Source organism: Fructilactobacillus hinvesii (assembly GCF_024029435.1).
GTDB lineage: Bacteria > Bacillota > Bacilli > Lactobacillales > Lactobacillaceae > Fructilactobacillus > Fructilactobacillus hinvesii.
The window spans coordinates 504254-528060 of sequence record NZ_CP097118.1 but is presented as its reverse complement, the minus strand read 5'-3'; the positions used below and the strand labels follow the sequence as shown (position 1 = coordinate 528060).

Sequence of the window (23807 nt, the reverse complement as noted above, 5' to 3'; positions counted from 1 at the left end):
CATTACGAAAGGGCGTTGGACATGTACTCCTGTAAAGCAGGACCGCTTTTTCCACAGCTTAGTCCAACGGTTAGTTTAATCCGGGCTTTCGGCCCGTTTAGTTGTTCACAGAAAACAATTCCTAGCGACTGCAGTTCGATTCCACCGCCCGGATAAGCATAAATTGGTTGGGCGTACCCACTAAAGCACCGTGACACCAGTACCACCGGAATCCCGGCGTCTAAAAGGCGTTTTACGGCTGGCAACGTGGCCTTCGGCAGGTTACCGGCTCCCATGGCTTCAATCACTACCCCTTTTGGGTGTGCCTGTTGAATTGCGTTAAACAGGGTGCCGTCCATGCCAGCGTATGCTTTAACCAGGTAGACCCCGTCAATCACGTGGTCAATTTCCGTGTATTCACTACCAATCAATTGTTGGGCAAAAATGACCTGATCATGGTCAACCGTTCCTAAGGTGCCGTAAATCGGATCCTTAAAGGTATCGACACTGGTCGTGTGAGTCTTTGTCACGTAGCGGGCTGAATAAATCCCGGTATTAAAAACCACCAAGACGCCCTTATCCCGGGCGGAATCTGAAGCAGCCACCTCAATCGCACACTTGAAGTTAAAGAGCCCATCGGCTCCAATTTCGTTTGACGAACGCATCGCCCCCGTTACAACTACCGGAATGGTATTCGGGAGGGTTAAGTCTAAAAAGTAGGCCGTTTCTTCCAACGTATCGGTTCCGTGCGTGACCACTACGCCATCGATGCCTTCTGCAATCGCCTGCTGAATCCGATCCTTAATTTTTAGCATCGTATCAGGCGTCATCTGTGGTGAAGGGAGGTTTAATAGGTCATCATTAATTAATTCGATGTCCTGTAGTCCCAGTCCCGCCGCATTATCCAGGGGATTTTGTTCATTTTGCACGACTCCGCCCTCATCATTGAGCGACATGGAAATCGTGCCGCCGGTGTTAATCGCTAAAATTTTTTTCATGATTACTAAAACTCCTATTCGAAATCGTCTGCACCAATCTTACCATATCTACGCGGTGAATCCCTAGTTACCACTCTGATCTGCTTACAACACGAACATTGAGAAAACTTCCATAATTTAAGCGTTAACGGTATGTTTGGAACTATTTTTGTTTTATAATGAAGGTTGAGGTGATTTTTAAATGGCGAACAAGAAGCTCGAACGACAGGAACGCGAAAAAATCGTGACCGACATGAATGAATTTCTCGTGACATACGCGAAATCAGTTTTACCCGCCGACAGTAACCTGGCTAAGCAACTCTACGATGCAGCTCATCAAGACGTTACGGGACTTGATTCCCTGTTTAACGATGGTGGTTATGGCCGTAAAGAGCGGTACGAAAACATCGCGCAGGGATTCATTTGTGACTACTACCACATTGAACCGGAAAATGGCGCGGAGGAAAAAAAGGAACTGGTAAAAGAAGCCGTCCGGTACCTTGGCCGGCACGAAGACCAGCTCAACCGCTGGATTAAGGAATAAGAACAACAAGCAATCCACCGAACTTGGTGGGTGCTTTTTTTCTTTACAGTCAGGAGGTTATGGTGCAAAAAATTGGGGTACGTGAACTGGTGGGATTTATCCTCCGCAGTGGCGATTTAAACAGTTCGCTGAGTAGTTTTAACACACCACAGGCCGGCACGCGCATCCACAAACAACTTCAACGGCACCGCGGTTCTGACTACCAAGCAGAGGTCGCGTTAAAAACAGAGGTCGAACTAAACGGGCGCCCCGTTTTAATTCACGGCCGGGCGGATGGCATTACCACCCATGATGGCCAGGTTGAAATTGAAGAAATTAAAACTTCTGACGCAGAATGGGGCAACTTGCCCACCAACCAGCTAACTCTCTACTGGGGACAAGTGAAACTCTACGCCGCCCTGTTAATGAGAGCCGATCCGGACGTTAGCTCAGTCGCACTCACGCTAACCTACGTCCAAACTCCCGATGAACTAATCATGAGGGAACACCAATCAATTAGCCGAACCCAGGCACTAGATTTCTTTACCCAGGTTACCGCTGAATACGAGAGCTGGTTGGCTCTAAAAGAGCAACTGGCACTGGATCGGGTGCAGACTGCTGCCCAAGTATCGTTTCCCTTTCCCAGTTACAGAAAGGGACAACGTGAACTAGCTGCAGCCGTTTACAAGTCGGCGGTCCTTGGAAAACACCTCCTGCTGGAGGCCCCAACTGGCACCGGCAAGACCATTTCAACGCTTTTTCCGGCGGTCAAGGCCTTTGCTACCGATCAGGTGGAGCGGCTATTTTACCTTACGGCCAAGCAAAGTACCCGCCGCGTAGCAGAAGAAGCGCTCGAATTATTGCGCCAGCACGGCTTGCGGATTCAAAGCATTACCCTAACGGCCAAGGAGCAAATTCAATTCCCAGAAGAAGCGGACCTTGAACCCGAGCAGAATCCTTACTTTCAGGGCTATTACGACCGTTTAAAGCCGGCCTTAAAGGCCATTTTAAGCGAACGACAACACCTCACCAAAGCAGTCGTTCAGGACTATGCCCGGCGTTATCAACTTGATCCGTTTGAATTTTCCCTGGACGTTAGCCTCTTTTGCGACGTCATCGTCTGTGACTACAACTACCTTTTTGATCCGGTGGTCAAGTTACAGCGGTTCTTTACGGTGGAAAATCAGCAAAATTTCTTGTTGGTGGACGAGGCGCATAATTTGGTAGACCGGGCCCGCGAAATGTACTCTACGGAACTCACGCAAACGGACTGTGCGACCTTATTACAGTCATTGCCACGTAACCAGGCCAACCGTGCCCTGCGTCGTCGCCTCCAAGAATTACTTCAGCAGTTTGAGCGACTCCAAACGGAACTTCCGACTGGAAAAACAACGGCCGAACGAGCTAAACCAGATGAAGTCTTCACCATGGCGGTCACAAAGTCGCTCGACAGCCTGCGGAGGTGGTTAGCCAAGCACCCGACCGATCCGTTGGTTGAAACCGTCCAGCAGTTTTTCCTTACGGTAACGACCTATTTAAAAATTAACGATCTGTTTGGGGATAACTTTCGCTGGCGGATCATCATGACGGAAGAAACGGTCACCGTTAGAATCTTTTGCTTAGACGCCAGTCCATTCATTAAAGCCCAGCTCGAACTGGCGCGGGGCTCCGTGCTTTTTTCCGCCACTTTATCACCTCTAACGTACTACCAACGAGTCTTAGGTGATAATCCAAAGGAGTTAAAATATCAACTCCCCTCTCCGTTTAATTCCAATTCCCAAACTATATTGATTGCAACTTACATTAATACAACTTATAATCAAAGAACCAATAGTTTAGCATCAATTGTCGCCAGTATTCACAAATTAGTCACGAGTAAACAGGGGAACTACCTCGTGTTTGCGCCTTCCTATGCCTACCTCGATCAGATTTATCAAGCCTATCGTAAGCAATATCCGCACCAACTAGTGCAAAAGCAACACCCGAACATGGATGCGAATGCTCGTGATCAGTTTCTAGCTGCCTTTCAGCAGCCAGAAACTCATCCCATCGTGGGTTTTGCCCTCCTCGGGGGTATTTTTTCGGAAGGGATTGATCTGGTGGGTGACCGGTTAATCGGAGTCGCAATCGTTGGCGTGGGGCTTCCCGGTTTGAACACCGAAACCAATCTGATTCGGGATTACTTTGAACAACACAACGGCCGGGGGTTTGAATTTGCTTACCAGTTACCCGGATTGAACCACGTGTTTCAAGCGGCCGGGCGGGTCATTCGTACGATCCACGATCGCGGAGTCATCTTACTGCTTGACCGCCGCTTTGCCGAACCCCGTTATCGGCAATGGTTTCCAGCCAGCTGGCAGCAGGCGCAAATCGTGCACAATCCCGCTGAACTCACTCGGCAGTTACAAACTTTTTGGCAATCACAAACAGATTTATAAATGTTATTACTTGAAATCACCTATAGTAAGCAACTATGATATAATTAAGTTTCGTGGTTCTCCATTTTTTATTTATTTAGAAAGAGGTGTCGTCACAATGACAGACAAACGTTATGATCAAGCAATGGAACGTTTAAAGGAAAACAACGTTCGCATTACGCCCCAACGGCAAATTATTTTGAAGTACATGATTGAAACGGATGAACATCCATCAGTCGAAACGATTTTCCACATTTTGGAAAAAACCTTCCCGAACCTTAGCATGGCAACGGTTTACAACAACTTACGTTTATTCAAGAAGTTGAACTTAATCATTGAAATGCCTAGTTCCGATGGTGGTTACCGTTATGATTTCTTTGATCACCCGCACTTGCATGCAACCTGTGACCGGTGTAACAAGATTACCGATATCGATGATCCTGAATTTGATCAGATTAACGAACACTTTATGGACTTAGCAAAGCAAAAAGGCTTCGATCCCAAGGTCACCAACGTTGAGATCCACGGAGTTTGTGCTGAATGCCAAGCTCAAGAACAAGCAAAATAACCAGCCAAATAAATCACGAACCGGTCCGTTGCGTTCTGCAATGGGCTTTTTTTACTTATCAATGATGCTCCGTTTGCAGTATAATAAAGCTATCAAATTTAATTGCAGGAGTGAAACTCGTGAACTTATATTCTTATCAATACCTCATTAACAACTTTAGTGCGGTTAACTACTTTTACATTGGCCTCATCATCGTGGTCGCAGCCATTATGCTATTAACTGGTTACTTTTACTACCGCAATCAAAATGACTTTCGGTTTCGTAACCTTTTCATTCTGGTTTCCCTGGTGGGAGCATTAGTGATTGCGTTACAAGCTGGTCGTTTTAACGAACAACGCAGTAGTGATAGCCAGACGGGTCAAACCGTCCAAGTCCTAAAGACCCTGGCCCAGCAAAAGCACGTGCCGATTAACAAGGTCTACGCCAGCAGCAACGTCCTAAGTGATGGGATGACCGTCAAACTTGGCAAGAATTTTTACTTGTTACACATGAATAATGACAAAACTAACTACAGCGTGCAAAAAACCCGGTTGGTAAATCCCCCGAAATACATTAACAAAGGCCAGTTCAAATTTTGGGGGAGCTACAGTAACAACGGGGTTGATTTTGGTTCCGTTGCCCTCAAATTCATCGTCGGATTAATCATGATTGTCTTACAGATTAACCTGTCTGGAAAGGGAAACCTGGCCCCTTCAAACGCCCTTGACCAACTGCAAAACTATATTCTGGGGGGAATTATCGGTGGGGTGATTTATAATTCCCAAATCACGGTAATGCAGTTCGTGGCCATTCTATTGATCTGGTCTATCATCGTCTTTGCCATTAAGTACCTAACCAGTCAAAGTAACATACTGGATACCATCATCAACGGAGCCCCGCAGGTTCTTATTTATAACGGTAAGATTAACGTTAAACGATCCCTTAAGAACGGAATTAACGCCAACGAACTCACCTTTAAGTTACGCAGTAACGGGGTTAATGATTTCAGCAAGGTTAAAAATGCCACACTGGAACAAAATGGTCAGCTGACCGTCACCACGTTTGATGATGATGAATCCCAGAACTATCCGTTGATTACTGACGGTCAAATTAACCTGCCGGCCATGAAACGGTTCAGCCTGACGGAAGACGAAATCAAAGAATTGCTAAAGCAACAGCACACCACGCTTAAAGACGTATACTTGGGTCAATACCAAGATCATAAATTAGATTTGGTCATATACCCATCTAACAAGAAAATTCTGTAACCATGAACCTAAAAAACCTTGCGAAACAAAATTCGCAAGGTTTTTTATTTAGCCCTTTACTAATCTGGATAAACGAGTTAGAATATATTTGTTATAAAATTATAAACTTTACAAAAGGACTGAGAATAAATGTCAGATCACAAATCAAAAATTTCTCTCGCCCAAAAGATTAACGTTTTACGGGCGAGTGTCATGGGTGCTAACGATGGAATCCTGTCCATCGCCGGAATCGTGTTAGGGGTGGCCGGCGCCTCCACCAGCAACTGGGCCATCCTGATCTCCGGTTTAGCTGGGATGTTAGCCGGAACCGTGTCCATGTCGATGGGCGAATATGTATCGGTAAACAGTCAAAAAGATTCCGAACGCCAGGCAATCGCGACCGTAAAAACCGATCTTGCCAACAACTACCAAGCTGAATTTAACTTCGTCGAGGACAAGTACCGCCAAACGGGGATGAATCAGGCCCTCGCCTACCAAGCAACTAGCGAAATGATGGAAGAAGACGCCCTGACTACCGTAGTGCGGGAACGCTACGCCTTTGATCCCAGCAAGTTCACGAGTCCATACGCAGCAGCAATCGCTTCATTAATTTCCTTTCCGCTCGGATCCCTGCTTCCTTTAATTTCAATCTTTGTGGGCCCTACAAACTGGCACATCGTTACCACTTTCACGGCCGTGATCATTGCCCTCGCAATCACCGGATACCTAGCTGCTATTTTGAGTAAGGCTAATCGCTTCAAAGCAGTTTTGCGCAACGTAATCTCTGGCGTGGTCACAATGTCAGTGACCTACCTCATCGGTGCGTTAGTCGGGTTAGTTGACTAGAAGGGAGTTCTGTCATGAAAAAAAAGCAAAAACAATCAATGGATGAAAAACTCAATAATCTGCGGGCCGGGGTGCTTGGTTCTAACGATGGCATTTTAACCGTCGTAGGGGTGCTCTTCTCGGTGGGCGTAGCTACTACTAATCCATTCACGATCTTCATTGCCGGACTATCAGACCTCCTCGCCTGTGCCTTCTCCATGGCTGGGGGAGAATACGCTTCGGTTAGTTCCCAACGAGACACAGAAGAATCCGCGGTTGCCGCAGAAAAGCGGCTCTTAGAAACCGATTACGCCGGCGAACGCCAGGACGTCATCGATTACTACCAAAGTCGTGGCATTTCAGCAGCAACTGCAACCGAAATTGCTGATGATTTACTGCAAAAGAACCCATTACAAACGTTGGTCTCCGTTAAATACGATCTTCAAATTGGCCAGTACATGAGTCCGTGGTCCGCCGCCTTCTCTTCCTTAGTTTCTGCAGCGGCCGGTGGAACTTTACCCCTCCTGGCCATGACCCTGTTACCTGCTCCCATTAAATGGGAGGGAACAATCGTAGCCGTGATCATCGCCGTGGCCTTAACCGGATTCTTGAGTGCCAAACTGGGGAACGGTTTGGTTAAAATTGCCATCATCCGGAATGTCATCGTGGGAATCCTGACGATGTTCATTCACTACTTTGTCGGAATCATGTTGGATCACTTCATGTAAACGACATGAAAGCCTTTCCAAAATCCGAATTTTCTGCCCATTCGCTTTTAATTTTATCCGTGAAACGCCAATATAATCCCCGCATCGCGGGATTTTTCGCCCTTCTTTATTTGACAAGCCAAACAAGAGCTTGTTATGTTAGATAGAGGGGCTTTTATTTTTACTTAAAGTTTGCCTCAAAGAAAGGAGAAGTTCTGTGACCGAAAACAAAGAAAAGATCAAAGTGGACCACTTAACCAAAATTTTTGGTCCCCACATCAATAAAGCACAAGAGCTTTTATCTGAAGGAAAAAGTAAGGCAGAAATCCTCGCCAAAACTGGAAGTACCGTTGGGGTTGATAACGCTAATTTCACCATTAATGACAACGAGATTTTCGTTATCATGGGTCTGTCTGGTTCTGGGAAGTCTACGATGCTTCGGATGTTTAACCGGCTCATCGAACCAACCCTTGGAACCATCTATGTCGATGGGCAAAACATTATGCAACTCGATAAGAAAGGTTTATTAGAGTTACGACGGAAGAAAATGAGCATGGTCTTTCAAGGCTTTGCCCTGTTACCCGACAAAACCGTGTTAGAAAACGCCGCCTTTGGCCTTGAAGTTCAAGGAGTTGCCAAGGAAGAACGGGAAAAGAAAGCCCACGAATCCTTGGAAATGGTGGGTCTAAATGGTTATGACAATCAGTACCCCAGTGAACTATCCGGTGGGATGCAACAGCGGGTCGGCTTAGCCCGGGCCATTACCAATGACCCCGATGTCCTTTTGATGGACGAAGCTTTCTCTGCCCTGGATCCGTTGAACCGGCGGGACATGCAAGATGAATTGATTGACCTGCAACACAAATTGCACAAGACGATCATCTTCATCAGTCACGATTTAAACGAAGCTCTCCGAATTGGGGATCGGATCCTCATGATGCACGACGGAGACGTGGTTCAAATCGATACCCCCGAAGATCTGTTAACGCATCCGAAGAACGACTACGTCAAGAAGTTCATTCAAAACGTGGACCGTTCCAAGATCTTGACGGCCGGCAACGTCATGATCCATCCAAACACGATCAACATCGAAAAGGACGGACCAAAGTTGGCCTTACGGCGGATGAAGGAAGACCACATCTCCAGTATCTTTGCTGTGGATGATAACCAACGCCTGCTCGGGTTGTTAGATGCAGACGACGTAATTAAGCTGATTGAAACCCAACAACGAGATATGCGCCCTGTCTTAAAGAAGGGCTTGCCAACCACTAGTCCAGATACTCCAATCGCCGACCTCTTCGACAAGATTTCGAAGTCTCCGTTGCCATACGCCGTAGTTGATGAAGACGGTCGCCTGGAAGGAATCATCCTTCGGAGTACCATTCTAGAAGCAATGTCTGGTTCAAACAGCGATGATACTGAAGGAGGCGCAGATAATGAATAGTTTTCTGACAATTTTAAGCGGCATTCCCGCCATCCCACTCGCTAAGTGGATTAATGCATTTGTGAACTGGCTGACTGGGTTTGCTGGCTTCTTTAATGCCTTAACGGCTGGAATTGGTGCCATCTTAGATGCCATTCAATGGGTCTTAGACCTCTTTCCCGCCTGGCTCTTTATCATTTTAGTTTTGTGCTTAACCTGGTTTATCCTCAGAAAAACTAAGCACTGGGGCTTCATGATTTTTGAAGCCTTAGGACTGGGCTTAATCTGGAACCAAGGTTACTGGCACGAAATGACCCAAACTTTAACGTTGGTGTTAGCAACGAGTTTAATCATCATCGTCTTTGGGGTGCCGTTGGGAATCTGGATGGCTAAGAGCCACACCGTCAACGTAATTGTACGTCCCATCCTTTCCTTCATGCAGACGATGCCGGCTTTCGTGTACCTGATTCCAGCCGTTGCTTTATTTGGAATTGGAATGGTACCTGGGGTCGTTGCTTCTGTCATCTTCTCGTTGCCACCAATCGTTAGCACGACCTGCCTGGGAATCCAACAAGTTCCCGCTGATTTAGAAGAAGCAGCGGTTTCCTTTGGATGTACCCCATGGCAAAAATTATTCAAAGTTGAATTACCATTGGCTCGGACTACGATTGTGTCCGGGATTAACCAAGGAATGATGTTGGCCCTTTCCATGGTTGTTATTGCTTCCATGATCGGAACTCTTGGCCTTGGTTCACTGGTTTACTTTGCCGTTGGTCGTAACGATGCTGGGGCTGGTTTCGCTGCCGGAATTGCCATCGTTATTCTCGCAATTATCCTCGATCGCTTGTCCGAAGGGGTTAGTGGTAGCAACCAATCCCACCACAAATAAAGAAGGGAGCGGTTCGATGAAAAACAAAAAATTAAAACTCTTCCTGGGCTTCATCGGGATTAGTTGTTTAACCATCATGCTTTCTGCCTGCAGCATCACGCCGAAAAAATATGATGCTAATAAGCCGGTCGGTCCCCAAGTGCATGAAACTATCACCGGGATCGATGCCGGGGCCGGAATTATGGCTTCGACCCAAAAGGCCATCCCTGCTTATGGGTTAAAGCAACAAAACTGGCAACTGCAAACCAGTTCAACGGCTGCCATGTGTAGTCAACTGGAAAAATCGATTAAGTACAAACAACCAATCGTGGTCACCGCATGGCAACCCCACTGGATGTTTAAGAAATACCCAATTAAATTCTTGAAGGATCCCAAGGGCATTTACGGAAAGTCCGAACAAATTAACACGGTAGCTCGCAAGGGCTTCCAAAAGGACAATCCCGGCGCCTACAAGTTCTTCCAGCAGTTTAAGTGGAACTCCAACATGATGGGTGACGTCATGTACGAAAACTTCAAGGGGGCCGATCCGCAAAAGACGGCGAAGAAGTTCATCAAGCAACACCCTAAAGAGGTTGCTAAATGGACCGCCGGCGTTCCAGACGGACACGGAAAGAAAGTTCGGATGACCTACGTAACGTGGGATGATGCGATTGCCTCTACGAACGTGACCGCCCAAATCCTGCGTGACAAGGGTTACAACGTGACCATCTCGGCCATGGAAGCTCAACCAGAATGGGCTTCGATTGCCCGGGGTTCAGCCGACGTCACGACCGCTGCTTGGCTACCAGTTACCTCTGGTCCGCTATACCAGAAGTTCAAGAATCAAGTAGAAGTCGTGGGAGTTAACTGTCCTGGTGCTCGGGTTGGTCTAGCCGTACCGAAGTACATGAAGAACATTAACTCGATTGAAGACTTGAAAAAGTAAATAAATCCGAAAAAACGGTGGTTAAGTTTTCCTTAACCGCCGTTTTTTGGTAAGATAACCCATAACCAACTACAGAAAGAAGGATATTTTATGGCACAAGCTGATTTTCCAGTAAACCAAGCAGAAATCAAAGACGACCTCTATGACGCTGTCAACGGTGCCTGGGTGAAACAGGCCACCATTCCCGGCGACCACTCCTCCGTGGGTGGCTTTATGGATCTAGTCGATGAGATTGAGAAGACGTTGATGCATGATTCCGACGCCTTAGCTGCCGGAGACATTCCAGCTAACACCCCCGAATTACAAGAATACGTAAAGTTCTACCAACTGGCGATGGACTTTAAGCGACGGGATCAGGACGGAGCCACACCGTTAAAACCCCGCTTAGACCAGATTAAACAACTGACTGACTATGCAGACCTTGATGCTCACCTAGCTGACTGGATTCTCAAGGGCTTCCCCGTTCCCTTCGACTTTGACATCGACGCGGACATGAAGAATGCGCAGGTTAACGCCCTCTTTGCTGGAAGTCCCAGTCTCTTCTTACCAGACAAGACGTACTACGAACCAGATAACCCGGCCTACGCCCAATTAATGCCAATTTTTACCCAAATGAGTGAAAAACTGCTCCAGATGGCCGGTTATGAAGCAGACCAGGCACGCGAGCTCGTAGCAGAGGCGAAGGACTTTGATGCTCAGATTGCCCCCCACGTGAAATCAGCGGAAGAAGCAGCTGACATTAGTAAGACCTACAATCCGTTCACAACGGACGAACTGGCTGCCTCAACTACGGCCCTAGATTTAAAACAAGCCATCCAAGGCCTGGTGGGAGCCGTCCCCGAAAAAATCATCGTGACGGAACCAGAATACTTCAAACACCTAAACGAATTGCTTACCCCCGCCAACTTTAAAAAGTTCCAAGCCTGGATGTTAGTAAAGACGGTTAACGGCTTAGCCGGAGCCCTCTCAGAGGACTTTCGTCAGGTTGGTGGTCAATTTAGCAGGGCTCTGTCCGGGAAAAAGGAAGCCGCTAAACCAGCTAAAGCAGCCTTTTATCTCGCCTCTGGAACCTTCAAACACGTCGTGGGTGACTACTACGGCAAGAAATACTTTGGTCCCAAAGCCAAGGCGGATGTCCACCACATGGTCGAAAAGATGATTGGCATCTACGAACAACGGTTGGCCAACAACGACTGGCTCGGTGCTGACACCAAGCAAATGGCCATTAAGAAGTTGAACAGTTTGGGCATTCAAGTTGGTTATCCCGACCAATTGGATCCCATCTACCACCAATTCCACGTTGATGAAGCAGCTGGTTTAGTCGCCAACTTATTACACTTCAACTACCTAGAAGCTAAAGACACCTTCTCAAAGTGGAACCAACCAGTCGAACGAGAAAAGTGGGAAATGAGCGCCAACACCGTTAATGCTTACTACCATCCGTTCAAAAACATCATTGTCTTTCCAGCGGCCATCCTGCAGGCTCCGTTCTACAGCTTGGAACAGTCTGCCAGTGCTAACTACGGAGGGATTGGAGCGGTAATTGCCCACGAAATCTCCCACGCCTTTGATAACAACGGTTCCCTCTTTGATGAATTTGGGAACATGAACAACTGGTGGACCAAGGAAGACCACGAACACTTTGAGGGCTTGGCCCAAAAGATGATCACCGAATTCGATGGCTTACCATACGCCGGTGGTAAAGTGAACGGGAAGCTGACCGTCTCTGAAAACATCGCTGATGCCGGCGGTTTAAGCTGTGCCGAAGCGGCCGCTAAGGAAGAAGCCGATGCCGACCTCTACGAGTTCTTTACGAACTGGGCTCGGATTTGGCGAATGAAGGCCACCCCTGAGTACCAACACCTCCTCTTAACGGTGGACGTGCATGCTCCTGGTCCATTGCGGGCAACGGTCCAGGTTAAAAACCTCGATGACTTCTACACCACCTTTAACGTCCAACCAAGCGACGGTATGTACCTTGAACCAGCCAAACGTGTCCAAATTTGGTAACCAAAAAGCCCCTGACAATTGTCAGGGGCTTTTTGTCTTCTTTTAATCATTAAATAAGAACCGGTTGATGATCCGCTCTGAAACTTGATTATCAATAATTTGGGCGTGATCTGCCATCGGTCCGGTTAACCGCAGTGATTCATAGTTCTGGGACGGAACCAGATTCTTCAAGGCTGCCGCCGACGACGCTGGAACAAGTCCATCTGAATTACTCTGTTTGTCCACGGCCCCGTAAATATTTAAGACCTGGGTATTGGGATCCAGTTTTTTCGACTCCTTCTTTAGTTCAACGTAAGTGGGATATCGATCGTTAATCGCTTGTTGGCGGTCTAAAATTTGTTCCCGCATTAGTTCTTGATTATTAGGATCCGGTCGTTGGGAATTATTCATCCGTTGCTGATTAGGCCGATTCCCATTTTGCCGGTTAGCGGGAGCTTGGTTATTAACAGGAGCTGGTTGCCCCGGTTTAACCGGTGGTACGTTCAGCTTCACTCCCTGGTAAGGACCCGCTACCGACACAAAGTGTTTCAAACGCATCCGGTTGCGTTCAAAACCATAGTGGGTCGCGTTGGTAAAGACTGCCAAACTCCCGGAGCCAAAGCCAATCGCATCGTACTGTTCGTATTGATACTTCCGGTTTAAGTGCCGGAGGATGCTATTTAAGGCCTTAGCTTGTTCCCGGGTAGTTTTACTTCGATCACTAAAGTTCACCTCAATAATCGGCTGTTTGGCCTTTACATTGCCGTTTTTTTGGTACTGAATCTCCCCATCAGTTAGAACGTCAATGTGCATCGCCACTGACCCTCCGGATCGGCTCGCCGTGGTTACCAAGTGTTGGGCGGCCGCAGAGGTCCGGTTTTGGTCAGAAACAAAGATAATCGGCGACTGCATCGGTTTATGCAGCTTACCACCGGAATTTTGGTTGTTATAGTTCATATAAAAGAACCCCAACACCGCCGCCGAAACTCCAATAATTAAGACCACTAGGTCCCATTTATTAAATAGCTTTTTTTTCAAATAATCACCTTTTTAATTTTATTCTTCTCAAAGACATCATTATCTATCATACCATAGCCCACCGGATGCCCACCACGTTAATGAAAGCTCGATTGCAATTTAACTCAGTTAGTTATTTAATTGTAAGTAATTAGAATGATGGAGGTCAAAACATGGAAATTATCATTGGAATTCTCGGCTTTATCGGGGATTGGTTATTGTTCATTTTCCCTCTGTACCAGGGACGGATGGAACTGATGGAGTCAAACACGGTCTTTGCCAAGTATCAAATCAAGGGCCACAAGACGAAGCCCACGAGCTTACTGGAGTGGATTATTCCCCCTTTGCTCTTTCACCGCTTGAAAAAAACGGCCGGACGGGCTCAGGTGCAAGACCTAGTGAACAACAAGGAGGACTTTAAGAACTTCTACAGTTTTTACAATAAAGGGCTTGCATGGTACTTCGTGGCCTACGCCGGCTTTTTAAACGGAGTTTGTTCGACCTACGAGTTAATCATTGAAAAGATGGAACTCGGTCGCATCGGTATCATTTTGTTTATCGTGGTGAGCCTCGTCATCTTCTTGGCAGGTCAATACTACGTTAACTATCTGACCAGTTGGAAACGAGAAAAACGCTTTATCCAAGGCCTGCTTCCCATCGTGAAAAATACGATTAAGAATAAACAACAGTAAGCTAGTTGAGCTCTGGGTGCCGTTTTGCGCGAATTAGTGCTATATTAAAGGGGATGGCTTTCTGCCTAACATAATCAATACCAAAGGAGAACAACATTGATTACCTTAAAATCAGAGCGTGAAATTGAAAAAATGGCTGAATCAGGCGCCGTCCTAGCGGGCGTCCACAAAGGGCTTCAGAAACTGATTAAACCCGGCCTAGACACCTGGGAAATCGAAGAATTCGCTAACAAGTACATCACTGACCACGGGGCGATTCCTTCCGAAAAAGGATTTGATGGCTACAAGTTTGGGACCTGTATCTCAATTAACGACGAAGTGGCCCACGGGATCCCCCGCAAGGGCTTGAAGTTAAAGTCCGGTGACATCGTCAAGGTCGACATGTGCGTCAACAAGGACGGCTTTGAAAGTGACTCCTGCTGGACCTATGCGGTCGGTAAGATCAGTCCCGAAGCCCAAAAACTAATGGAAGTCACCAAGGCATCGCTTTACAAGGGAATTCAACAAGCCCAGGTTGGCAACCGACTCGGTGACATTGGTTACGCCATCCAACACTACGTAGAAGACGAAAACCACATGGGCGACGTTCGGGAACTAATTGGACACGGAATCCAGCCCACAATTCACGAAGAACCAGCCGTTCCCGCTTACGGAGAAAAAGGCCGTGGCTTACGGCTCCGCCCCGGCATGACGATTACCATCGAACCGATGGTGACACTCGGAACTTGGAAGATTAAGGACCGTTTTGATGCCAAGGACGACTGGACCTACTACGTCACAGAAGATGGATCCCTCTCCGCGCAATACGAACACACCTTGGCCATCACGGAAGACGGACCAAAGATCCTGACGTCGCAGGATCCGGAGGAAGATGCATGGTATTTGAAAGATTAAAATTTGCGAATTGATCAAGACCCACTACTAATCTAGTTGGTCTTTTTTATTTGCTCCGATTAGTTTATTCTGTATAACAGCGTTAATTATAAAAAATAAATAACAGAAACGGAGTCAGCCAATGGCATTAAGCGCAAAAAAAGAAGCCCTCGTGTGGAAAACCTTAAACGAAACACGAGGAAAAATTGAACCATCCGAATACAAAAACTACATCTTCGGAATCATGTTCTATAAATACCTCTCAGATAAAGCACAAAACTGGGTCCAATCCATTTCCCAAGGAACCAGTTGGGCTGAAATTTGGCAACAAGATCAACAGCAAGCTGAAGCTTACATGCAGGATAACTTAGGTTACGTAATTCAACCCGGGGATCTATTTTCAGACTGGCAGGAAGCCATCAACACAGATAAATTTAACGTGATGATGATGTCTGATGCACTAGCCCGATTTAACCAAGGAATTGCTCCTAAGGCCAAGACGGCCTTTGCCGGAATATTTGCCGATATGGATTTAACCTCCACCCGCCTTGGAAATAACACGCAGGCTCGGACAGCTACGATTACCGACATGATTAACTTAATGAGTGAAATTGAGTTAGACGAAGATTCTGATGTGCTTGGTGATTTATATGAATATTTAATCGGAATGTTTGCAGCAAATTCTGGTGCTAAAGCCGGTGAATTCTACACGCCCCACCAAGTATCTGAAATCATGGCCCAAATTTTAACCTCGGGACGTGAAGACGTTGAAAATTACAGCCTGTACGACCCAGCAATGGGTTCTGGTTCCTTGCTTTTAACAACTGCAAACTACATGCACAATGCTGGAAAACAAGGTGCCATTAAATACTACGGTCAAGAATTAATCACCACAACCTACAACTTGGCACGAATGAACTTGATGATGCATGGAGTGGAATACAACGATATTCACCTGCGCAATGCTGATACTTTAAATAGTGATTGGCCGGATGGTGTGGTCGATGGTGTTGATGCTCCCCGAATGTTTGACGCTGTAATGGCTAATCCACCCTACTCACTGCGATGGGATAACCAAGATCGAGAAAATGATCCCCGGTTTAAAATGGGCGTGGCACCCAAATCAAAAGCTGATTATGCTTTCCTTCTGCATTGTCTGTACCACTTGAAGCAAGACGGACGGATGGCAATTGTGTTACCACACGGAGTCCTCTTCCGGGGTGCTGCTGAAGGAAAAATACGAAAAAACCTGTTAAATAATCACAATATTTCAGCAGTAATTGGCTTACCAGAAAAAATCTTTACCAATACGGGGATTCCAACCGTCATTTTAATTCTTGAGAAAAATCGGGAAAATGATGACGTACTTTTTATTGATGCATCTAAGGGATTTGAAAAGGCCAAGAACAGTAATAAGCTACGCAAACAAGATATTGATAAGATTGTCAAAACCTATTTAAATCGTGAAAATGTCGATAAGTATGCCCACGTGGCTTCGATGGACGAAATTGTAGAAAATGACTACAACCTCAACATCCCCCGTTACGTAGATACCTTTGAAGAAGAACCGCCGGTTGATGTGCAAAAGCTAGTTGATGATATGCACGAACTAGATCAACAAGAAGAAGAACTAACTAGTGAAATCAAAACAATGATGGATGACCTAGTTGGCACCACTCCAGAAGCACAAAAGACACTGGAATTATTAAAGAAGGTGTTGAAATAATGTCGGAAAACGTGGAGAAAAAGATTCCGGAAATCCGGTTTAAGGGCTTTTCTGATGATTGGGAGAAGCGAAAACTGAATCAATTATGCTTTAGAAAATCTAAAACTTCAAATGGCGTTAATTTACCTCATATTGAATTTGAAAATATAATTTCTGAAAGAGGGAAAATAGATAAAGAAGCAATTGAACTAATTGGAAATGACAAAAAGGGAATTAAATTTACGCCTAATAATATTTTATTTGGGAAGCTCCGCCCATATTTAAAAAAGTGGCTTTTCCCTAATTTTGAAGGAATAGCTGTTGGAGATTTTTGGGTTTTACAAGTAAATAACTTAGTAGATCCATCATTTTTATATATTCTTATACAAACTAAAGAATTCCAAAATATTGCTAATTTTACATCTGGAACAAAAATGCCACGATCTGATTGGAATCTAGTTTCTAATCATAATTTTAAAATTCCAGTTAGTATCAATGAACAAAAAAAGATAGGAATGTTGTTTAAAAAACTTGATAATCTAATTACTGTCAATCAGCAAAAATTAGAAAAACTAAAATTACTAAAAAGAGCTCTACTACAGCAATTATTCCCACAAAATGATGAAATAAACCCTAGGATTAGATTCACTAATTTTAACGGAGAATGGGAAAAGCATAAGTTAAATGAATTAATAAAATATGAACAACCTACGGAATATATTGTTAAAGATACACAATATAAAAATGACAATAAAACACCAGTTTTAACCGCTGGAAAAAGCTTTATTTTAGGATATACAGATGAAAATTTTGGAATTAAAGAATTAAAGAAGCAAATTCCAAAAAACCTGTAATAATTTTTGATGATTTTACAACTAGCTCATATTTCATAAATTTTCCTTTTAAAATTAAAAGTTCAGCGATAAAAATTTTAGACTTAAATAATGAATGCGATAATTTATATTTTCTATATAACATAATAAAAAAATTAGAATATACTCCTAAAAGTCATAATCGACAATGGATTTCAAAATTTTCAAAAACTATTGTTTATGTACCTGGTAAGGAAGAAGAAAATAAAATTGGAAACCTTTTTAATAAAATAGACCAATTCATCCATGTATACCAAAATAAAATTAATAAGTATGATGCATTAAAAAAAGCTCTACTTCAAAACATGTTTATCTAAATAAATCCCCAAAATTTTAAATGTTTTGGGGATTTATTTATTAAATTAGTTTAGACATTTGATACATAATTTTTTCACTGTCTTTTGCTTCCAATTCACGAATAATGTGAATATAAGTTTCTTGAGTTGTTGTCATACTTGAATGACCTAGTCTCTGTGCTACTGTTGCAATTGAAACATCTCCAAAAAGCAATAATGAAGCATGGGTATGACGTAAACCATGAACAGTAATCACTGGTACTTGTGCTTTTTCACATAATGTTTTTAAGTAATGATTAACTGTGGAATTAAAAATTCGCTTTTCGGTAACAAAAATTGGTTTATCTTTTGGTAAATTATTAATTAATTGTGAAAATTGCATGGATAATTGCCAATCCATTCGAATACTACGAATAGATGACTCGTTTTTAGTTTTTTGAAAACTACCATGAAACGATTTATAATCCCAAGTCTTATTAATCCGCAACATCTGACTTTTAAAGTCAAAGTCATCAGGTGTAACAGCTAACGCCTCAGAAAAACGAATCCCGGTTTTAATAACTAACATTAGGAACCAGTCCCAATTAATTTCACTCCCTAAATCGAATTGATGAATTAGTTTTTGTAACTCAGCTTCATTTAAAAATTTCAATTTCTATCGTTTCATGGTAGTTTTCAAAAAACTAAAAACGAGTCATCTATTCGTAGTATTCGAATGGATTGGCAATTATCCATGCAATTTTCACAATTAATTAATAATTTACCAAAAGATAAACCAATTTTTGTTACCGAAAAGCGAATTTTTAATTCCACAGTTAATCATTACTTAAAAACATTATGTGAAAAAGCACAAGTACCAGTGATTACTGTTCATGGTTTACGTCATACCCATGCTTCATTATTGCTTTTTGGAGATGTTTCAATTGCAACAGTAGCACAGAGACTAGGTCATTCAAGTATGACAACAACTCAAGAAACTTATATTCACATTATTCGTGAATTGGAAGCAAAAGACAGTGAAAAAATTATGTATCAAATGTCTAAACTAATTTAATAAATAAATCCCCAAAACATTTAAAATTTTGGGGATTTATTTAGATAAACATGTTTTGAAGTAGAGCTTTTTTTAATGCATCATACTTATTAATTTTATTTTGATATTTGAAGGTTATTAAATAATTTAATTTTATTAACAAACTAGCAATTTCATTCTGTTCTGTATAATTAGTTATATTAATATCTAATTTTGATAATGATTTTGAATTTATATGTCTTATTGTTGATCCTGTTATAAAGCTTAATATATCGTTACTATTTCTATTTATTTCGAAAGATAAAAATGGTCCATAATTAGTCATGGAATTTTTTATTTCTCCAATTAAAACATCGCTGCCAGCATAAACTTCATTAGCAATTAAACTAGAAGTTCTTGCCAATCCTTGAGGTGTAACATCGGATTTGGGAAATAGAATTGATTCTCTCTTTACTAAAGTTCCTTCATCAGATAATGAATGATGAGTTATATCTTGTATACCAATTACTTCTGGCATTTTATAAAGATCTGCATAATGAATTACATATTTACCATTAGAATAATTTAAATCATTTTTCTTTATCCCTGTTCCTAACTTCCATTTTGCGAGGGTTCCTAATTTCTGCTGTTTCCAATCATTGTTAAAATTAGCAAACCTAATTTTAGGGTTTATTTCATCATTTTGTGGGAATAATTGCTGTAGTAGAGCTCTTTTTAGTAATTTTAGTTTTTCTAATTTTTGCTGATTGACAGTAATTAGATTATCAATTTTTTTAAATAGTCTTCCAATTTTTGCTTGTTCTTTAATATTCAATGGTAATTTTATTAAAATCTTACTTGTTTCTTTACCTGATATTTCTGTAAAAGTTGATCCGGAAGCCAGGCGATTTGCTGATTTAGAAATAATATTTTGCATGGAATATAAAAAATATGAATTAATATATTTTTTAGGTATTAGAGATTGAAACCCCTGATTGGTTGCTGCAGGAGTCCTTAAAATTGCCATCTTTCCAATTCCTGCTCTTGATGACATCAGAATTGTATCTTTAGGCAATAAATTAGCCGAACTATTTTTTAGTCCCTTTTCAGATATTTTCCTAATACTGTGGTTCAAATACCCATTATTATTAACTTCAGTAGGAGTATACCAATCTATATTTCCATCCCAATATTCCTTTATTTTTGAAGATGGAGTTCCTCCACCTTTAATATCTGTAACGTTTCCTAGTTTTTCCTTCTCCCAATCTATTAGCATCATAAATATCTATGATAAAATCATACATAAAGCACCCACTAATCATAAAAAACAAAAAGGAATAATTACATGGCAGAAGATCAATTTGAAAAAGCAGTAATCAAAAAATTAGAAGATGAAGGCTGGACTTATCGTCCAGAGCTTTCTAACAAACCAGATGATATCTTATACCAGCATTGGCGCGATATTTTAAATCGCAACAATCGAGCCAAATTAGACGGGACTCCTCTTTCTGATGAAGAATTTAATCAGTTAAAGTTAGAGCTTGAGAAAAATAAAACACCCTGCGATGCTCAGCTTGTCATCGCAGGGGCCGGTGGAATTGGAACCCTGCCTTTAACTCGAGACGACGGTTCTCAAATCGAAATGGAAATTTTCTACGGTGATGAAGTTGCCGGCGGCCGATCTGAGTATGAAGTCGTTAATCAGATAACGTTTAAACATCTAGCCAACACATTAAGCAGAGAACGTCGCATTGACGTCTTATTATTAATCAACGGACTCCCCGTAGCGCATATCGAAGAAAAAGACGAATCCTTGCAAAATCAATGGAATGCCTTTGAACAGTTAAAAAAATACGATGACGATGGCATGTATACGGGTTTGATGAGTTTTGTCCAGGTTCAATTCATCCTTTCCCAACATTCTGCTCATTACTTTGCCCGTCCTAAGAGTCCTTCTGACTACAACCAAGACTTTGTATTCGGATGGCGTGATGCTAACGGAAAAGACGTAACTGACACCATGGAATTTATCCATCAAGTAATGGGAATTCCAGCGTTACACCGGTTAGTCACAGTTAACATGATTCCAGATGCTGAAAACGGCAATCTAATGGTCATGCGTTCTTACCAAATTCAAGCCACCCGAGCCATTTTGGAACGTATGAAAAAGATGGATAACGATCAATTCATTGAACGTGAAGGCGGTTACGTTTGGCATACCACTGGTTCTGGAAAAACCGTTACTTCGTTTAAAGTTGCCCAATTATTGGCTTCGATGCCTAAGGTTCGCAATGTCCTCTTCATCGTTGATCGGGTTGATCTAGTTGATCAGACGCTCAATAACTTTAGAAGTTTTGCCTACCAACAATTTAAAAACCGCATTAAAAAGGTTAAAGGACACGAACTAAAGCGGGCTCTTCATTTGAAAAACAATGGTTCCCATATCTATCTAATCACGGTTCAGGGATTACACCGCGCTGTAAAAAGAGATTTAAAATCTGATGAACGAATGGTAATCCTCATGGATGAAGCCCATCGTTCTGCTAGTGGTGACGCTGTAAAAGAAATTAAGGCCGCTCTTCCAAATACCACCTGGTTTGGCTTCACTGGTACCCCTAACTTCTACAGTGATGAAATCCATGACATTAAAACTAGTCGTGATGTTTCCACTCATGATATCTTTGGTCCTCGTTTACACCAATACACCATTAAAGACGCAATCGGTGATGGAAACGTGCTGGGCTTCGACGTAACCTACTATGAAACTGACATTGAAAAGAAAGAACACCCAGACTACAGCGATGCTGAACTGGAAAAAGCGGCTTACACTAGCACTGCTTATCGTGAAGCCGTGGTTCAAGACATTGTTGCGCACTGGCACGAAAATGCCGATGGTCCCCTAGAAGCCGGGCAACGTCAGCCCAACCAATTTCATGCGATGCTCGCTGTTTCTGGAAAACAGGCAGTGGTGGCTTACTACCATCTTTTCCAAAAATTAGCTCCGGAACTGCGGGTAGCAATGACCTTCTCTCGTGATGAAACTAATGGTAATGGTTCTTCTGACTTACAAGCCGAATTAAAACAGGCAATGAAAAACTACCAGAAAACCTTTGATACCCAAGATTTTCTCGAAAGTAAGCATCCAGAACAAGATTATGTTAGTGATATTACGCGTCGGCTGGCTCACAAAAAGCCCTATGATCGTAAAGCTGATGAAGATCGGTTAGATCTAGTAATTGTTTCTGATCAATTACTAACCGGATTTGATTCCAAATATGTAAACGTAATTTATATGGACAAGATTTTGAAAGAGGGTCTCTTGATCCAAGCCATGTCGCGGACCAACCGAGTCATTAATAAGAATGCTAAACCATACGGGAAAGTCAGATTTTACAGACGTGGCGCTGACATGGAAGATCACGTTAAAAATGCACTCGTAATTTACACGTTGGGTGGTAACGATACGATTGCAGATGCAGAAAAACACGCTTCCACTAAAGATGACCAAGCTTTACTTAATGATGATATTTTGGCAAGTAGATATTCGCAGCAGATTGAAAAAATAAATCCAAAACTAGAACGTCTAGAAGAAATTGCCGGATCAGATTTTTCGCAAATTCCAAGATCAGCTAAAGAACAAAAAGAATTCTCGCAATTAGCTGCTGAAGTAAATGGACCCGTACAGCAATTAATGCAACAAGGATATCAATTAGGAACCCCAGCTGAAGTTTATAATGAAAAAGGCGAAAAAACGGGGAAATCAGTTAGTTTGAAGTTAAATTCAGATAATGACTTTAGTTCTCTCCAAGCTCGTTGGAATGACGTTAACGAAAAATTAGCCCCTGAAGATCGAATTGATTTAACCAACTTAAAATTACGTTTGCAACAGCAAAACCAAGAAATCATTGACTACGATCGGCTAGTTGATCTCTTGAATGCCTACATGGATGATCAAACAGAAGCTAATCGGAAGGCCGTTGAAAATCACATCACACCATTAGATGAACAGAGTCAAACTGAAATTAGCGCCATTATGGATAAGATTGATGATGGTGATTACCAAGAACATTTCGACACAGAGAGCTTGAAGCAAGCCAGAAAAGCCATTCGAGGTGAACTTCAAGAACTACGAATTAGACGCTGGGCAGATGATCAAGGTTACAGCGGTAACCAAATCATGAAATTATTTGCGGTTTATCGGCCTAGCACTGATTTAAACGATAACCCTGAATTTCATCAACTTATTAAACAAGTCGAAGACGAGGAAAAACTTGGTTTCTTTGATCGGGCTCAGTTTGAACAAGCGGTCCAAGATTTCTTTGCTAGTTTGCACTAATCAAATCACTTTCAACAAAATACGTAAAAAGTCCCACGAAAAATTAATTTCGCGGGACTTTTTTAATACCTCGAATCACAAATCAAACCGCTTTTTAAATTTAGTTTCACTTTGTTCCAGCAAATCAGAAACACTAATATCATACTTATTACTCAGAATTAGAACTTGATCCAAAACATCCGCCATTTCCTCTTTAATATCGGCTAAGCGTTGATCATGATTTTTATCAGCTTCACCGGGGTGATCTCTCCCAATTTCATAAGCAATCACCGCTCTATTCAATTCGCCCATTTCTCCATTTAAATAATTCATTCTAATTAATGGGGAGTATTCGTACCAATTTCTTTGTTTGTAAAAATTAACTAACCAGTCACGATGCTCATTAATGTCCATTTTCCAATCCTCACTTTCCTAATCGTTGGTTGAATTATACCATTGCAGCTTAACTAGCTTTCACGCTCAAAGACAATCCGCCCAAAATTATCAAGCACTTTCAATTGCCCCTCCGCTTGTAATTGGTTTATGCTTATCAGTGAAATAGATATCAATTGGAGGC

Annotated in this window: 19 protein-coding genes and 2 pseudogenes; 16 read left to right on the top strand and 5 right to left on the bottom strand. The window is 42.8% G+C overall.

Going from position 1 to position 23807, the window contains the following annotated elements; all coding sequences use genetic code 11:
* Window positions 1-2: 2 nt before the first annotated feature.
* The gene (locus M3M39_RS02480) at window positions 3-977 is read right to left on the bottom strand and encodes an asparaginase (protein ID WP_252797648.1); all 975 of its coding nucleotides are present in this window, start codon (window positions 975-977) and stop codon (window positions 3-5) included.
* Between the two features lie 181 nt (window positions 978-1158).
* Between M3M39_RS02480 and M3M39_RS02475 the strand changes: the two genes are divergently transcribed.
* From M3M39_RS02475 to M3M39_RS02430, 10 genes are all read left to right on the top strand, one after another.
* Entirely contained in the window at window positions 1159-1500 is a 342-nt protein-coding gene (locus M3M39_RS02475) for a hypothetical protein (RefSeq protein ID WP_252797647.1), read from the top strand.
* 59 nt (window positions 1501-1559) lie between these two features.
* Window positions 1560-3917: a helicase C-terminal domain-containing protein gene (locus tag M3M39_RS02470; RefSeq protein ID WP_252797646.1), complete on the top strand. Its 2358-nt coding sequence runs from the start codon at window positions 1560-1562 to the stop codon at window positions 3915-3917.
* A gap of 97 nt (window positions 3918-4014) precedes the next feature.
* Complete coding sequence (locus M3M39_RS02465) at window positions 4015-4464, top strand: Fur family transcriptional regulator (protein WP_252797645.1); 450 nt, start codon at window positions 4015-4017, stop codon at window positions 4462-4464.
* A 119-nt stretch (window positions 4465-4583) separates the two neighbouring features.
* Window positions 4584-5711 (top strand): DUF3290 family protein, encoded by a 1128-nt coding sequence (locus tag M3M39_RS02460; RefSeq protein ID WP_252797644.1) that lies wholly within the window; start codon window positions 4584-4586, stop codon window positions 5709-5711.
* A 129-nt stretch (window positions 5712-5840) separates the two neighbouring features.
* Window positions 5841-6536, top strand: a complete 696-nt coding sequence (locus tag M3M39_RS02455) for a VIT1/CCC1 transporter family protein (RefSeq protein WP_252797643.1) — start codon at window positions 5841-5843, stop codon at window positions 6534-6536.
* A 14-nt stretch (window positions 6537-6550) separates the two neighbouring features.
* Entirely contained in the window at window positions 6551-7243 is a 693-nt protein-coding gene (locus tag M3M39_RS02450; protein ID WP_252797642.1) for a VIT1/CCC1 transporter family protein, read from the top strand.
* A 196-nt stretch (window positions 7244-7439) separates the two neighbouring features.
* Window positions 7440-8666 carry a quaternary amine ABC transporter ATP-binding protein gene (locus tag M3M39_RS02445; RefSeq protein WP_252797641.1) on the top strand — a complete coding sequence of 409 codons (1227 nt, stop codon included), beginning with the start codon at window positions 7440-7442 and terminating at the stop codon, window positions 8664-8666.
* Entirely contained in the window at window positions 8659-9534 is an 876-nt protein-coding gene (locus M3M39_RS02440) for an ABC transporter permease (protein ID WP_252797640.1), read from the top strand. The genes M3M39_RS02445 and M3M39_RS02440 overlap by 8 nt, the downstream gene beginning before the upstream one ends.
* Window positions 9535-9610: 76 nt before the next feature.
* Window positions 9611-10459: a glycine betaine ABC transporter substrate-binding protein gene (locus tag M3M39_RS02435; protein WP_252797946.1), complete on the top strand. Its 849-nt coding sequence runs from the start codon at window positions 9611-9613 to the stop codon at window positions 10457-10459.
* A 90-nt stretch (window positions 10460-10549) separates the two neighbouring features.
* Window positions 10550-12469, top strand: a complete 1920-nt coding sequence (locus M3M39_RS02430) for a M13 family metallopeptidase (RefSeq protein WP_252797639.1) — start codon at window positions 10550-10552, stop codon at window positions 12467-12469.
* A 42-nt stretch (window positions 12470-12511) separates the two neighbouring features.
* Here M3M39_RS02430 and M3M39_RS02425 read toward each other — a convergent pair whose 3' ends face one another.
* On the bottom strand, window positions 12512-13486 hold the full coding sequence (locus tag M3M39_RS02425) for an alpha/beta hydrolase (RefSeq protein WP_252797638.1): 975 nt from the start codon (window positions 13484-13486) through the stop codon (window positions 12512-12514).
* A 152-nt stretch (window positions 13487-13638) separates the two neighbouring features.
* On the opposite strand from M3M39_RS02425, the gene M3M39_RS02420 reads away from it, so the two are divergent.
* The 4 genes from M3M39_RS02420 (at window position 13639) to M3M39_RS02405 (ending at window position 17589) form a co-directional block, all read left to right on the top strand.
* Entirely contained in the window at window positions 13639-14157 is a 519-nt protein-coding gene (locus M3M39_RS02420) for a hypothetical protein (protein ID WP_252797637.1), read from the top strand.
* A gap of 96 nt (window positions 14158-14253) precedes the next feature.
* Window positions 14254-15051 carry a type I methionyl aminopeptidase gene (gene map / locus M3M39_RS02415; RefSeq protein WP_252797636.1) on the top strand — a complete coding sequence of 266 codons (798 nt, stop codon included), beginning with the start codon at window positions 14254-14256 and terminating at the stop codon, window positions 15049-15051.
* Window positions 15052-15172: 121 nt separating this feature from the next.
* Window positions 15173-16756 carry a type I restriction-modification system subunit M gene (locus M3M39_RS02410; RefSeq protein ID WP_252797635.1) on the top strand — a complete coding sequence of 528 codons (1584 nt, stop codon included), beginning with the start codon at window positions 15173-15175 and terminating at the stop codon, window positions 16754-16756.
* The gene (locus tag M3M39_RS02405) at window positions 16756-17589 is read left to right on the top strand and encodes a restriction endonuclease subunit S (protein ID WP_252797634.1); all 834 of its coding nucleotides are present in this window, start codon (window positions 16756-16758) and stop codon (window positions 17587-17589) included. Before M3M39_RS02410 ends, M3M39_RS02405 begins: the two co-directional genes overlap by 1 nt.
* 375 nt (window positions 17590-17964) lie before the next feature.
* Here the strand turns inward: M3M39_RS02405 and M3M39_RS02400 are convergent.
* Window positions 17965-18558 (bottom strand): annotated as a pseudogene (locus M3M39_RS02400) (site-specific integrase); the annotation flags it as partial.
* Between the two features lie 12 nt (window positions 18559-18570).
* On the opposite strand from M3M39_RS02400, the pseudogene M3M39_RS02395 reads away from it, so the two are divergent.
* A pseudogene (locus M3M39_RS02395) lies at window positions 18571-18957 on the top strand (site-specific integrase); the annotation flags it as partial.
* A 40-nt stretch (window positions 18958-18997) separates the two neighbouring features.
* Here M3M39_RS02395 and M3M39_RS02390 read toward each other — a convergent pair.
* Window positions 18998-20194 (bottom strand): restriction endonuclease subunit S, encoded by a 1197-nt coding sequence (locus M3M39_RS02390; protein ID WP_252797633.1) that lies wholly within the window; start codon window positions 20192-20194, stop codon window positions 18998-19000.
* Window positions 20195-20260: 66 nt separating this feature from the next.
* Between M3M39_RS02390 and M3M39_RS02385 the strand changes: the two genes are divergently transcribed.
* Window positions 20261-23251: a type I restriction endonuclease subunit R gene (locus M3M39_RS02385; protein ID WP_252797632.1), complete on the top strand. Its 2991-nt coding sequence runs from the start codon at window positions 20261-20263 to the stop codon at window positions 23249-23251.
* Between the two features lie 75 nt (window positions 23252-23326).
* Here the strand turns inward: M3M39_RS02385 and M3M39_RS02380 are convergent, their stop codons facing one another.
* The gene (locus M3M39_RS02380) at window positions 23327-23644 is read right to left on the bottom strand and encodes a MazG nucleotide pyrophosphohydrolase domain-containing protein (protein WP_252797631.1); all 318 of its coding nucleotides are present in this window, start codon (window positions 23642-23644) and stop codon (window positions 23327-23329) included.
* Window positions 23645-23807: the final 163 nt, after the last annotated feature.

Excerpts from the sequence above, each read along its gene's own strand:
- M3M39_RS02480 (WP_252797648.1), bottom strand. The coding sequence starts at position 977 with ATGAAAAAAATTTTAGCGATTAACACCGGCGGCACGATTTCCATGTCG.
- M3M39_RS02475 (WP_252797647.1), top strand. The coding sequence starts at position 1,159 with ATGGCGAACAAGAAGCTCGAACGACAGGAACGCGAAAAAATCGTGACC.
- M3M39_RS02470 (WP_252797646.1), top strand. The coding sequence starts at position 1,560 with ATGGTGCAAAAAATTGGGGTACGTGAACTGGTGGGATTTATCCTCCGC.
- M3M39_RS02465 (WP_252797645.1), top strand. The coding sequence starts at position 4,015 with ATGACAGACAAACGTTATGATCAAGCAATGGAACGTTTAAAGGAAAAC.
- M3M39_RS02455 (WP_252797643.1), top strand. The coding sequence starts at position 5,841 with ATGTCAGATCACAAATCAAAAATTTCTCTCGCCCAAAAGATTAACGTT.
- M3M39_RS02450 (WP_252797642.1), top strand. The coding sequence starts at position 6,551 with ATGAAAAAAAAGCAAAAACAATCAATGGATGAAAAACTCAATAATCTG.
- M3M39_RS02440 (WP_252797640.1), top strand. The coding sequence starts at position 8,659 with ATGAATAGTTTTCTGACAATTTTAAGCGGCATTCCCGCCATCCCACTC.
- M3M39_RS02435 (WP_252797946.1), top strand. The coding sequence starts at position 9,611 with ATGCTTTCTGCCTGCAGCATCACGCCGAAAAAATATGATGCTAATAAG.
- M3M39_RS02430 (WP_252797639.1), top strand. The coding sequence starts at position 10,550 with ATGGCACAAGCTGATTTTCCAGTAAACCAAGCAGAAATCAAAGACGAC.
- M3M39_RS02420 (WP_252797637.1), top strand. The coding sequence starts at position 13,639 with ATGGAAATTATCATTGGAATTCTCGGCTTTATCGGGGATTGGTTATTG.
- M3M39_RS02410 (WP_252797635.1), top strand. The coding sequence starts at position 15,173 with ATGGCATTAAGCGCAAAAAAAGAAGCCCTCGTGTGGAAAACCTTAAAC.
- M3M39_RS02405 (WP_252797634.1), top strand. The coding sequence starts at position 16,756 with ATGTCGGAAAACGTGGAGAAAAAGATTCCGGAAATCCGGTTTAAGGGC.
- M3M39_RS02390 (WP_252797633.1), bottom strand. The coding sequence starts at position 20,194 with ATGATGCTAATAGATTGGGAGAAGGAAAAACTAGGAAACGTTACAGAT.
- M3M39_RS02385 (WP_252797632.1), top strand. The coding sequence starts at position 20,261 with ATGGCAGAAGATCAATTTGAAAAAGCAGTAATCAAAAAATTAGAAGAT.
- M3M39_RS02380 (WP_252797631.1), bottom strand. The coding sequence starts at position 23,644 with ATGGACATTAATGAGCATCGTGACTGGTTAGTTAATTTTTACAAACAA.